Here is a 12703-nt window from a genome sequence, read left to right as displayed (position 1 = left end):
GTTTGGCACCCCTCTCCTCATGTGGCTCGCTCCTGGTGCGGCTTGTGATGGGACCCCGCCGCCAACGCAACCCAACTACGAAACAGGCAGCCGCCCTACGAAACAGGCGTGCCATCAGCCTGCTCCCAGCGCTACCCCCTGATCAGATTGCCGGGGTCTGGGGCAGAGCCCCAGGGGAAGCACGCAACAGAAACCCGCCGCACGCAACCCCAACCACCCGCCTGGATCGCGTGCTCGGCAACTAGAACGCGCGAACCGCTTCCGCAACCGGCGTCTCACCGTTAACCAACTCGATCGTCTTACCAACCGTGTTGGGAGCATCAAGCAACTCCGCCAACACAGCAGCGACGTCAGCCCGAGTGACCGGCGAACGAGGAAGACGTGGCGCCCCCAAAGTGACCAGCCCAGTAGCCGGATCGTTCACCAACGGCCCAGGCCGCAGGATCGTCCACTCCAGATCACGCGGCTTCAAATCCTCTTCGGCGAGCTTCTTCGCCTTGAGGTACACAGCGAACTCGGGATCCACGGACGGCGAGTCGGCGGACTCGATCCCCACCGTGGACACCTGGAGAAACCGCCGCACCCCTGCCTCGACAGCAGCGGAGGCGAAGAGCGCAGCGGCCCCGTAGTCCACGGTGTCCTTCCGGGCGGCGCCTGATCCGGCGCCTGCACCAGCGGCGAACACGGCCGCATCTGCACCGTTCAAATACGCGGCGACCGAGTCCAGATCAGCGGACTCCAGGTCGCACAACACCGGAACGGCTCCGGCTTCCTGCACATCAGCGAAGTGATCGGGGTTTCGGACCAGTGCGGTGGCGGCGTGTCCACGGGTGGCCAGCAGCTGCTCGAGAAGCAGCGCGATCTGCCCGTGTCCGCCGGCTATGACTACTCGCATAGGCCGACCGTAGATCAGGACGCGGTGGCGAGCACCTGCTCGTAGACGAGCTCGTTGACCCAGCGGGTGATGGCGGTGTCCTCGGACGGCACGTTCTCCTGACGACCGGAGACGTCGACCGACAGGTCCTTCTCGTCGTCGGCCAGCAGCACCGAGACGCCGTAACGACGCACGCGCGGCAGGCAGTTGGCGAGGTAGTCGTGCGAGAACGCGACCGACTCGGGGAGGACGACCGCGGCGTTGCCGTAGCGGGCGAAGGGGACCGCGGAGGCCAGGGCGGTGCGCCAGTGGCGGGCGACGGCGAGGACGCCGACGATGCGGACGGCGGCCGGCGGGACGCGGCCTTCCATCTCCGGCCACACCCAGGTGGAGACAGTGGTCTTGTCGGCCTCGGGAGCCGCACCGACGCAGACGCGCTCGGCGTGGGCGTCGGCCAGGAGTTCGGCCACCACGACGACCTTGCGGCCCATCAGGACCATTTCCGGGAGAACGACTCCGTGCCAGCCGAGGCGGATCGCCGCAGCGGCTGCCAACTCCTCGACGGACGCGGGCAGTTCCGGAACCGGGACCGGGGTGGTCGACAGACCGTTCGAGCTGTCGAGTGCCGCGATCCTTGCTGGGGTGCTGCTCACGCCAGTGCCTCCTCGTCACCCGCGGCGGGAGATCCGCCGCGTTTCGACTCGTGCTCTGCATAAGAATTAGCAGCAAGCCCACGGCCCGCCCCCAGGTCAGAGCACCCCCTGCGATCGACGGCGCGGACCGGTCGGTGACCGGTCGAAGAGTGGTGCGGCGAATTCGGTCCTACGGTGCTGCCGTCTGGGTGACGTTAATCCGTATGGCCGCACCAAAAGACCTGCTCAGGGTGTGCGCGCCAGGCGTGGCGGCAAATTTCCGCCCAACGGTGCCGGTCACCGTCCGCCGACCGTTCACCGCTCCAGAACGACCACCTACATGATGATCACGGTCTTACCGCGACTGTGACCTGCGAAAACATCAATCGCCTCGCGCAAAGGCACACGTCGGGCGATCGGCACTTCGAGGTCGCCGGCCTGGACCATGGACGCCAAGCGCACCAAGGTCTCCCGAGAGCCCTTCATGCTGAAGTTCTGCGCGGCATCTGCGGAAACGAAGTTCGTGTTGAACGCCAACGGCGCGTAGCGCGCGTTCGCCTCGAACGACGAGCGGTCGGCGCTCACGAGGTCGATGAGCGCATCAGCTTCCACAAGAGAGTCGTCACGCCCCACGGGAATCACGCGCTTGCCCGCCGCACGGGCGATCTGGACGGCGAACGACCCAACGCCACCCGTCGCTCCGACGACCAACACGGATTCCGCGGCTCCGAGCGACTCGACCAACTGCAATGCCGTCATGCCCGCCGTGGGCAATGCGGCGGCGACGGCGGGATCGAGATCTTCCGGCAACGGCGCCAACGCGTTCCCGACCGGAACTGTGACGTACTCGGCGTATGTTCCCTCGCCGACCGGGCGCCGGAAGAAGGTGCCGAAAATCCTCTCTCCAGAACCGACTACCTCACCCGCACCATCAGTTCCGGGAACCAGCGGGAACCGATGAGGGGCCGAGTCGCGGAGCATCCCGTTCACGACTTTGCGGTCGAACGGGTTGACGCTCGCCGCGAACAACCGGACCTTGAGCTCGTTCGGGCCCGCTTCAGGCTCGGGAACCTCCACGAGGTCCAGCTCCGCGCCGAACTCGGCTGCCGCTATCGCCCACATGCTGGCCCCCGAACGAGTGACAGACATCACCTGTTGGATCAAGGAATCTGATCCTGCCGATCAACGAAAGAACCCCCCTCGCGATTCCGCGAGGGGGGTTCCATCTGTCTTTCGATGGGCAAGGGGGGAGTTGAACCCCCACGTCCTTTCGGACACACGGACCTGAACCGTGCGCGTCTGCCATTCCGCCACTTGCCCCTGGAGACGTTGGAAACACTAGCACGCGCCCAAACCAGCTTCCTAATCGCCCCCCTGTAAGCGTGGTCGTACCCGGATACGATCGGGGTGGGAGCCCGTCCGCGTGGAAGGAGTCGACATGGGCCTGCAACGCTTCGAGCGGAAGCTCGAAGGTCTCGTCGGCAACACCTTCGCGCGGGTGTTCGGCGGCAGCGTGGTGCCCCAAGAGGTGGCACAGGCACTGCATCGGGAGGGTGACGGCAACATCCGCGAGCTCGCGGGTGGCAGACTGCTAGCCCCCAACCACTACAAGGTGCTCCTCGGACCTCAGGACCACGAACGTCTTGCGGGCGACGAGCAGGATGAACTACGCATCACACAGCTTCTCGCAGAGGGCCTGCGAGAGCACCTGGCCGAGTCCGGATGGGATACCTATGGTGACGTCGTAGTCTCCCTGGAGCGCTCCGAGGCGCTGCACACCGGACAGTTCCGAACCAGCTCGTCCGTCGACCCCGACGTGAAAGCGGCCAGCCGACGGTCAGCACAACCTCGCACCGCAGGAGACCGACCCATGAGCCAGCCACCCGGCTACGGACAAGGACAGGGCCAGCCCGGCCAGGACCCTTATGGTCAGGGCGGCTACGGCCAGCAGGGCTACGACCAGCAGGGCTACGGCCAGCAGCAGCAACAGGGCTACGGCCAGGACCAGGGCTACGGCCAGCAGCAGCAACAGGGCTACGGCCAGGACCAGGGCTATGGCCAGCAGCAGGGCTACGGCCAGCAGGGCTACGACCAGGGTTACGGCGGCGGCCAGCAGCAAGGTGGCGGCGGCTACGACCAGGGCTACGGCCAGCAGCAGCAGGGCTACGACCAGGGTTACGGCGGTGGCCAGCAGCAGGGCTACGGCCAGGACCAGGGCTACGGCCAGCAGCAGGGCTACGGCCAGCAGGGCTACGACCAGGGTTACGGCGGCGGCCAGCAGGGCGGCGGCTATGACCAGGGTTACGGCCAGCAGCAGGGCGGCGGTTACGACCAGGGTTACGGCCAGCAAGGTGGCTACGACCAGGGCTACAACCAGGGCGGATACGCCCCGCCGGCCACCCAGGGCGGCAACCGTCAGCTCAACGCGACGCTGCACCTCGACGACGGATCGAACCGGACGTACAACCTGAAGCAGGGTGGAAACGTCGTAGGACGTGGGCAGGAAGCCGACTTCCGCCTCCCGGACACCGGAGTCTCCAGGCGCCACCTGGAAATCTCCTGGGACGGGCAGAATGCGATGCTCGCTGATCTCGGTTCGACCAACGGCACCACGGTTAACGGGACGCCAGTGCAGACTTGGCAGCTCGCGGAAGGCGACGTCGTCCGCATCGGCCACTCGTCACTGGTCTTCCGCACCGCGGGCTAGTGGTCGGTACGGGCATCGGTAAGCAACTCAAGGCAGGAGCGGTTACAACCGGTGCAAGAGCTGGTGATGCAGCTGACCAGAGCGGGCTTTCTCGTGCTCCTCTGGCTCTTTGTGCTGGCCGCCCTACGTGTGGTCCGCTCTGATCTATACGCAGCCTCAGGGCTCCGGGCGTCAGGTCTGCCCGGATTCCGGAGGTCCGAGAAGTCGGCGAGGGGAAGCAAGGCACCTCGGCAACTCGTGGTCACCCACGGGGCGCTGACCGGTACCCGCATCTCGCTCGACGGCAGGCCGATCCTGATCGGCCGTGCTGACGACTCCACCCTCGTCCTGGACGACGACTTCGCGTCGACCAGGCACGCGCGGCTGTCCATGCGCGGTACCGACTGGTACGTGGAGGACCTCGGCTCCACGAACGGCACCTACCTGGACCGAGCCAAGGTCACCGCACCCCTGCGCGTACCTCTCGGCACCCCGATCCGCATTGGCAAAACGGTGATCGAGCTGCGCTCATGACCTTGGTTCTTCGATACGCGGCCCGCAGCGACAGGGGCCTGGTTCGTTCCAACAACCAGGACTCCGTGTACGCGGGCCCCCGCCTGCTCGCAGTAGCCGACGGCATGGGTGGCCACGCCGCCGGTGAGGTCGCGAGCAAGGTGGTCATCGCCTCGCTGGCCCACGTCGACGACGACGAGCCCGGCGACGACCTCCTCGGCAAGCTGCGCGACGCGGTCGCGAGTGGCAACGGCGCCATCTCCGAGCTCGTGACGAGCGACCCGGACCTGGAGGGCATGGGCACCACGCTCACGGCCATCCTGTTCGCGGGCAACCGTCTCGGGCTCGTGCACATCGGCGACTCGCGCGCGTACCTCCTGAGGGAGGGTTCCTTCGCGCAGATCACGCACGACGACACGTTCGTCCAGTCGTTGATCGACGAGGGCCGGATCACTCCGGACGAGGCCGCCACGCACCCGCAACGCTCGCTGCTGCTGCGCGCCCTCACGGGGCACGACTTCGAGCCCAGTCTCACGGTGCGCGAGGCGCGTGCCGGCGACCGGTTCCTGCTCTGCTCGGACGGTCTGTCCGGTGTCGTGAGCCTGGAGACGCTCGACGAGGCGATCCGCATCCCCGACCCGCAGGCCTGCGCGGACCGGATGATCGAGCTGGCGCTCAAGGGCGGCGGTCCCGACAACGTCACGGTGATCGTGGCGGACGTCGAGGACGTCGACTTCGGCGACAACTACCCGATCGTCGGTGGCGCGGCCGGTGACGGCAGCGACCAGCACGACACTCCCCCGGACTCGGCGGCCTCGCGGGCGGCGACGCTCACGCAGCAGCGTCCGCCCATGCCTCAGCGCATGGACGCACCGCCGCCTCCGCTGCCCGATCCCAAGCGCAAGAAGCGCAACGCCATCAAGGCGTTCGCGATCGTCTTCGTGTTGCTGCTGCTCACGGCGGTCGTGGCGGTCGGCGGCAAGCTGTGGATCAACACGCAGTACTACGTCGGCGCCACCGAGGACGGTCAGGTCGCGATCTTCCGCGGCCTCAACGGCTCGGTGCTCGGCTTCAAGCTGTCGTCCAAGGTCGAGGACTCGTGCCCGCCCGGATCCACGGGCTGCACGCCGATCACGCTGAAGGACCTGCAGGAAGCCGGCCGCAAGACGATCACCGCGGGCATCCGCAGCGACAACGGTCTCGACGGCGCGCGCGCCGCGGTCCGGTTGTTGCGCACGGAGCACATGCTGCCGCTGTGCAAGGACACCTCGGCGACGTCGACCACCACCCCGACGACGCCGTCGACTCCGTCCACGCCGAGCAGCCCTTCGCAGACCTCCGGCACCGGCACGCCGCCCGCCAACGGTTCGGTCGCGCCGTCGACCGGTGCCTCGGAGCCTTCACTCACCCCGTCCCAGCAGCAGGTCGGTGTGGAATGCCGGGAGGGTCCGTAGTTGATGGGCTCGCCCGCCCCCACCGGGGAAGGCTCACCAGGCGCGTCGGTGGCGACGAGCACGTCGCCAGGGCTGAAGGCGCCGACGCGACGCGGCACCGAACTGGTGATGCTGTCGTTCGCCGCCGGTCTCGTGACGCTGGCACTGATCCTGGTCGAACTGAACCAGGAGCGCTCGCTGAGCCTGCGCATCCTGTACCTGGGTCTCGCGTACCTGGCTCTGTTCGCCTGCGCTCACCTGGCCGTCCGCAGGTGGGCGCCGTACGCCGATCCGGCGATCCTGCCGTGCGTCGCACTGCTCAACGGGCTCGGTCTGGTGGTCATCCACCGGATCGACCTCGCCATGGAGGGCACCGTCTTCCTGGACGGCTCGACGTGGGACCCGGTGGCGTTCAAGCAGGTCATCTGGACCGCCATCGGGTTGTTGCTGTTCGCCGCGACGCTCAAGTTCCTGCCGGACCACCGCATGCTCGCGCGGTTCGGCTACACGTTCGGCCTCGTCGGTCTCGTCGCGCTGATGCTCCCCGGTGTGCTGCCGGGCTTCATCGCGCCTGAGATCAACGGCGCGAAGATCTGGCTGCGGCTCGGCCCGTTGTCGATCCAGCCGGGTGAGTTCGCCAAGATCCTGCTGATGGTCTTCTTCGCCGCCTTCCTGGTGTCGAAGCGGGACCTGTTCACCGTGGCGGGCCGCCGGTTCCTCGGCATGGACCTGCCCCGCGCCCGCGACCTCGGCCCGCTGTTCGCGGCCTGGGGCGTCACGGTCGCGGTCATGGTGCTGCAGAAGGACCTCGGCTCCTCGCTGCTGTTCTTCGGCATCGTGCTCGTGCTGCTCTACATCGCCACCGAACGCGCGGCGTGGGTCGTGCTCGGTCTCGGCCTGTTCTCCGGCGGCGCGGTCATCGCGTGGAAGCTCTTCAACCACGTGCAGCAGCGCGTGGCGAACTGGCAGGACCCGATCGCCCGCTACGAGGTCATCGGCGGCGGTTACCAGATCTCCCAGTCGCTGTTCGGTCTCGCGACCGGCGGCATCGGCGGTGCCGGGCTCGGCGCGGGCCGGCCGGAGATGATCCCCGAGGCCAACACCGACTTCATCACCGCCGTGATCGGCGAGGAGCTCGGGTTCGTCGGCTTCGCGGCCCTCCTGCTGATCTACATGGTCTTCGCGTTGCGCGGCCTGCGCGGTGCGATCTCCGTGCGCGACAGCTTCGGCAAGCTCCTGGGCGGCGGTCTCGCGTTCGCGGTCTGCTTCCAGGTGTTCATCGTCGTCGGCGGTGTCACGAAGCTGATCCCGATGACGGGTATCACCGCGCCGTTCCTGTCCTACGGCGGTTCGTCGCTGCTCGCGAACTACATCCTGGTCGCGTTGCTACTGCGAATTTCTGCGGCGGCGAGGGCCCCGCAGCGGGTCGCGAAGCCGAAACCGCAACAACCGGCTATCGCCGACCAGCACACTGTGATGGTGGAGCGTCCCAAATGAACACACCGCTCCGCCGCGTCGGCATGGCCATGATGGTCATGATCGTGCTCCTGCTGGCCAACGCCACGTGGGTCCAGGTCATCAACGCCGACGAGTGGCGCAAGAACGCGTACAACCGCCGGGTGCTGCTCGACGAGTACGCCCGCAAGCGCGGGCTGATCATCGCCGCGGACGGCACCACGATCGCGGACGTGAAGGAGACGACCGACCGTCTCCGGTTCCTGCGCACCTACAGCAACGGCCCGGTCTACGCGCCGGTGACGGGGTACCTGTCGGTCACCTACGGCACGTCCGGCATGGAACGCGCCGAGAACGACCTGCTCAACGGCTCGGACGACCGGCTGTTCACCCGCCGCGTCTCGGCGTTGATCACCGGCCGCGACCCGGTCGGCGGCAACGTGCAGCTCACCCTGAACGCCAAGGTGCAGCAGACCGCGTTCGACCAGCTGACCGCCAAGGGCTACACGGGTTCCGTCGTCGCGATCAAGCCGGACACCGGCGAGATCCTCGCGATGGCGAGCACCCCGTCCTACAACCCGAACCTGCTCGCGAGCCACGACTCGAACGAGCAGGCGTCGGCGTGGAAGCAGCTCAACGCCGAGGACTCCGGCGACCCGCTGCTCAACCGCGCGACGCAGGCGCTGTACCCGGCGGGGTCGACGTTGAAGGTCGTCGTCGCGGCGGCCGCGCTCGCCGACGGCAAGAACAAGGACACGCAGTACACCGCCAAGGGTTCGATCACGCTGCCGGGCAGCCAGACGCCGTTGCCGAACTTCAACGGCACCCCGTGCGGCCCCGGCGAGACGGTGTCGATGGAGACCGCGCTCGCGAAGTCGTGCAACACGGCGTTCGGTGAGATGGCGGGCCAGCTCGGCGCGAACAAGCTGCGCCGCCAGGCCGAGAAGTTCGGGTTCAACGACACGGACCTCACGGTGCCGCTGCCCGTCGAGACCTCGACGCTCGGCCCGATCCCGGACGACGCGTCGCTGTACCAGACCGGCATCGGCCAGCGCGACGTGCAGATCACGCCGCTGGAGAACGCGGTGATCGCGGCGACGATCGCGAACAACGGCAAGCGCATGCAGCCGTACCTGGTGTCGAAGATCCTCGGGCCGGACCTGAAGTCGATCGACGACACCGAGCCCGACGAGGTCGAGTCCGCGATGAGCACGGCGAACGCCAACGCGTTGCGGGACATGATGATCCAGTCGGAGATCAACACCGGTGGCGAGGGCCGCCTGCAGAACGTGCAGGTGGCGTCGAAGACCGGTACCGCCGAGCACGGCGCCGACGTCACGAAGAACAACCCGCACGCCTGGTACATCGCCTTCGCGCCGGCGCAGAAGCCGGAGATCGCGATCGCGGTCATCGTGGAGGACGGCGGCGACCGCGGTCTGGGCGCCACCGGTGGCAAGGTCGCAGCGCCGATCGGGCGCGCCGTGATGAACGCGTACCTGGCAGGCCGATGATGCTGACCAAGGGCCAGCTCCTCGCCGACCGCTACCGCCTCACCAGGCGGATAGCGGTCGGTGGCATGGGCGAGGTCTGGGAAGCGGCGGACGACCGGCTCGACCGCCGCGTCGCCGTGAAGGTGCTCAAGGCGGAGCTCTCGGGCGATCCCGAGTTCCTGCACCGCTTCCGCGTCGAGGCGCGGATGACCGCGTCGCTGAACCACCCCGGCATCGCGTCGGTGCACGACTACGGCGAGACCGCGTCCGTCTCCGACGGGCCGGAGGACACGGCGTATTTGGTGATGGAGCTCGTCGAGGGCGAACCGCTCGCGACGATCATCTCCCGCGGCCGGCTGACCGCCGAGGTGACGCTCGACCTGCTGGAGCAGACCGGGAACGCGTTGCAGGCGGCCCACGAACGCGGGCTCGTGCACCGGGACGTGAAGCCCGGCAACATCATGGTGACCCCTTCGGGCAAGGTGAAGATCACCGACTTCGGCATCGCGAAGGCCGTCGACGCGGCTCCCGTGACGCGATCCGGCATGGTGATGGGCACCGCGCACTACATCGCACCCGAACAAGCTCTTGGCGGCGAAGCCGAACCGGCGAGCGACGTTTACTCGTTGGCGGTGTGTGGCTACGAGTGCATGGCCGGTCACCGGCCGTTCCTTTCCGACAACGCGGTGACCGTCGCGATGATGCACATCCGCGACATCGCGCCGCCGTTGCCGCGCGACGTTCCGCCGGGTGCGCGGGCGTTGATCGAGGCGACGCTGGTCAAGGACCCGAGGCAGCGCTACCGGACCGGCGGAGAGTTCGCCGCGGCCGTCAGCGCGGTGCGGGTGGGCCAGCCGTTGCCGACGCCCTCCGGTTTCACGATGCCCCCGCCGATCCCGCAGCAGGTCACGCAGCCTCCGCCACCGCCTCAGGTGTCGCAGCCGCTGCCGATCCCGCCGCAGATCGCACCGCAGATGCCGCACCACCCGAGCGGGCCGGTGCGGGCCGGAACTCATCCGGCGATGCAGCCGGCGCACCAGACCGGCATGCAACCGGTGCACCAAACGGGAACCTTCACCCCCATGCCGACGCCACCGGGGAGAAACCGGACCGCGGTCTGGGTTATGGTCGCTTTTCTGGTGGCAGTGCTGCTCGTGCTCGGCGTGGTCGTCCTGTGGAAGTTCACCGTCAAGCAGAACGACAGCAGCGGGCAAGGCAGCCGGACGACGTCGTCCAGCACGGTGAACCCGAACGCTCCGGCGAACGGTCAGGCGAAGCCTGACTCCGCCGACCGGATACCGGGCAGTTCGCCGCAGCGGATCGACGAGGACGACTACATCGGTCGTTCCGGCGACGAGGTCAGCATCGATCTGATCGGCCACGGCCTGGAACCCGACGTGCGCAGCGCGCAGGGCACGGCACCGGGCGACTTGAAGAAGTGCCGGGTCACCGCCATCGCGCCCACGGGCGAGGTGCCGGTCGGCTCGAAGGTGAAGGTGACGTGCGCGCCATGAGCAAGACCAGAACCGAGTTCGGAACACCGTCGACTAGGAGCGGGACGAAGCACCGATGAGCACTCCGCGACTGCTCTCAAACCGCTACGAACTGGGTGAGACTCTCGGGTACGGCGGCATGTCCGAGGTCCACAAGGGGCGGGACGTCCGCCTCGGCAGAGACGTGGCGATCAAGGTGCTGAGGGCCGACCTCGCTCGTGACTCCCAGTTCCAGGAACGCTTCCGGCGTGAGGCCCAGAACTCCGCCGCTCTGAACCACCCGGCGATCGTCGCCGTCTACGACACAGGTGAGACGCAGACCGAGTACGGCCCGCTGCCGTACATCGTGATGGAGTTCGTCGACGGACGAACGCTGCGCGACATCGTGAAGACACAGGGTCCGTTGTCGGGCAAGCGCGCCATGGAGGTCATGGCCGACGTCTCGGCCGCGCTCGACTTCAGCCACCGCCACGGCATCGTCCACCGCGACGTGAAGCCCGCCAACGTGATGATCACGAAGTCCGGCGCCGTCAAGGTGATGGACTTCGGCATCGCCCGCGCGCTGCACGACGGCCAGGCGGCGGTCACCCAGACCGCGGCGGTCATCGGCACGGCCCAGTACCTGTCGCCGGAGCAGGCGCGCGGCGAGTCCGTCGACGCCCGTTCCGACGTGTACGCGGCCGGCTGCGTGCTGTTCGAACTGCTGACGGGCGAGCCGCCGTTCACCGGTGACTCGCCGGTCGCCGTGGCGTACCAGCACGTGCGGGAAGACCCGAAGGCGCCGTCGCAGCTCAACCCGAAGGTGTCGCCGCAGCTCGACGCGATCGTGCTGAAGGCGATGTCGAAGGGCCCGGCCAACCGCTACCAGTCGGCCGCGGAGATGCGTGCCGACCTGGTCCGCGTGCTGTCCGGCCAGCGCCCGTCCGCCCCGGCCGTGATGACGGCCGAGGACCGCACCGCCGTGATGAACGAGCAGGCGCGCGCACCGCGCACGCAGGTCGTCTCCGGTGGTGGCGGCGGCAGGCACCGCCCGGCGGCGTTGAAGTCGGAGCCGGACGACTACGACCCGATCGCCGACGAGGAAGAGGAGCGGCGGGCCCGCCGCAAGAAGGCGATCATGGTGACGCTGGTGGTGATCCTCTGCCTGGCCGTGCTCGGTCTGGCCGCGTGGATCACCAACAGCCTGATGAACCAGAGCAGCGGTCAGTCGGCCGAGAAGGTCCCCGTGCCGTCGATCGTCGGGCTGAGCGCGGTCGACGCCAGGGACAAGCTGACCAAGGCCGGTCTGCAGGGCTCCCAGCAGGAGATCGCCTGCGAGCCCGGTGCGGCAGGCGCCCCCGCCACGTGCACCGCCGAACAGATCAACAAGGTCGTCAACACGGACCCGCCGGAGAACACCCAGGTTCCCAAGGGTTCCACGATCAAGTACTTCGTCGGCACGCCGCCGGGCGAGGGCACCGTGCCGGACCTCGCGGGCAAGACCCCCGCCGAGGCCCAGGGCATCCTCGACAAGGACCCCAACGGCTTCAAGCTGCAGCAGAGCGACCAGACCGTCGAGGTCGAGGACGCCAGCAAGGCCGGCAAGGTCGTGCAGCAGAACCCCGCGGTGGGCGTGAAGCTGAAGAAGGGCGGCACGGTCACCATCCAGCTCGGCAAGGCGCCGGACAAGGTGAACGTGCCGGGCGTCGTCAACGACGACAAGGACAGCGCGCAACAGACGCTCGAGGGCTCCGGTTTCAAGGTCGTCATCGAGACGGTCGACAGCGCCAAGCCCGAAGGCACCGTCATCCAGCAGACCCCGGCCGCCAACAGCAAGGTGGACAAGAACACCACGGTCACGCTGAAGGTCTCGAAGGGCAACCAGTTCGAGATGCCGGACCTCGTCAACCTGGACAAGAAGGAAGCGGAGCAGAAGCTGCGCTCCCTGGGCTGGAACGCCTCCTTCAACGTCCAGAACCAGCAGGTCCTCGACCCGTCGAAGCGGGACCAGGTGCTCTCGCAGCAGCCGCCCAAGGGCACGCTGATCACCAAGGGCACCGCGGTGACCGTGACCGTGGCGACTTTGGGCGCCGGCGGTAGTTAGGCTCTGACGCGAAAAGGGGCGGCTTCCTCAGTTCGAGGAAGCCG

The 12703-nt window shown here is 67.9% G+C and carries 10 protein-coding genes and 1 tRNA gene; 7 read left to right on the top strand and 4 right to left on the bottom strand.

Annotated features, from left to right (window positions below; translation table 11 throughout):
• Nucleotides 1–241 precede the first annotated feature (241 nt).
• The 4 genes from ACFWNN_RS19825 to ACFWNN_RS19810 form a co-directional block, all read right to left on the bottom strand.
• A complete protein-coding gene (locus ACFWNN_RS19825) occupies nucleotides 242–895 on the bottom strand; it encodes an NAD(P)H-binding protein (protein WP_382441364.1) in 654 nt (217 codons plus the stop codon).
• A gap of 14 nt (nucleotides 896–909) precedes the next feature.
• Nucleotides 910–1527 carry a hypothetical protein gene (locus ACFWNN_RS19820; protein WP_382441363.1) on the bottom strand — a complete coding sequence of 206 codons (618 nt, stop codon included), beginning with the start codon at nucleotides 1525–1527 and terminating at the stop codon, nucleotides 910–912.
• A 315-nt stretch (nucleotides 1528–1842) separates the two neighbouring features.
• A complete protein-coding gene (locus ACFWNN_RS19815; protein WP_382441362.1) occupies nucleotides 1843–2670 on the bottom strand; it encodes an NADP-dependent oxidoreductase in 828 nt (275 codons plus the stop codon).
• Between the two features lie 73 nt (nucleotides 2671–2743).
• Nucleotides 2744–2826, bottom strand: a tRNA-Leu gene (locus tag ACFWNN_RS19810).
• Nucleotides 2827–2944: 118 nt separating this feature from the next.
• Between ACFWNN_RS19810 and ACFWNN_RS19805 the strand changes: the two genes are divergently transcribed.
• The 7 genes from ACFWNN_RS19805 to pknB are packed head-to-tail and all read left to right on the top strand — an operon-like array spanning nucleotide 2945 to nucleotide 12659.
• Entirely contained in the window at nucleotides 2945–4213 is a 1269-nt protein-coding gene (locus ACFWNN_RS19805; protein ID WP_382441361.1) for a DUF3662 and FHA domain-containing protein, read from the top strand.
• Nucleotides 4214–4264: 51 nt separating this feature from the next.
• Complete coding sequence (locus tag ACFWNN_RS19800; protein ID WP_030480247.1) at nucleotides 4265–4726, top strand: FHA domain-containing protein; 462 nt, start codon at nucleotides 4265–4267, stop codon at nucleotides 4724–4726.
• On the top strand, nucleotides 4723–6159 hold the full coding sequence (locus ACFWNN_RS19795) for a PP2C family protein-serine/threonine phosphatase (protein WP_382441360.1): 1437 nt from the start codon (nucleotides 4723–4725) through the stop codon (nucleotides 6157–6159). Before ACFWNN_RS19800 ends, ACFWNN_RS19795 begins: the two co-directional genes overlap by 4 nt.
• Nucleotides 6160–6162: 3 nt before the next feature.
• Nucleotides 6163–7635, top strand: a complete 1473-nt coding sequence (locus ACFWNN_RS19790; protein ID WP_382441359.1) for an FtsW/RodA/SpoVE family cell cycle protein — start codon at nucleotides 6163–6165, stop codon at nucleotides 7633–7635.
• On the top strand, nucleotides 7632–9104 hold the full coding sequence (locus ACFWNN_RS19785) for a peptidoglycan D,D-transpeptidase FtsI family protein (protein ID WP_382441358.1): 1473 nt from the start codon (nucleotides 7632–7634) through the stop codon (nucleotides 9102–9104). Before ACFWNN_RS19790 ends, ACFWNN_RS19785 begins: the two co-directional genes overlap by 4 nt.
• Nucleotides 9104–10597, top strand: coding sequence for a serine/threonine-protein kinase (locus ACFWNN_RS19780; RefSeq protein ID WP_382441373.1), 1494 nt, complete (start codon nucleotides 9104–9106; stop codon nucleotides 10595–10597). Before ACFWNN_RS19785 ends, ACFWNN_RS19780 begins: the two co-directional genes overlap by 1 nt.
• A 55-nt stretch (nucleotides 10598–10652) precedes the next feature.
• Nucleotides 10653–12659, top strand: a complete 2007-nt coding sequence (gene pknB / locus ACFWNN_RS19775) for a Stk1 family PASTA domain-containing Ser/Thr kinase (RefSeq protein WP_382441357.1) — start codon at nucleotides 10653–10655, stop codon at nucleotides 12657–12659.
• Nucleotides 12660–12703: the final 44 nt, after the last annotated feature.

The sequence above is a fragment of the Lentzea sp. NPDC058450 genome, from assembly GCF_042721395.1.
Lineage (GTDB): Bacteria > Actinomycetota > Actinomycetes > Mycobacteriales > Pseudonocardiaceae > Lentzea.
This window is presented reverse-complemented; position numbering and strand designations above follow the sequence as displayed.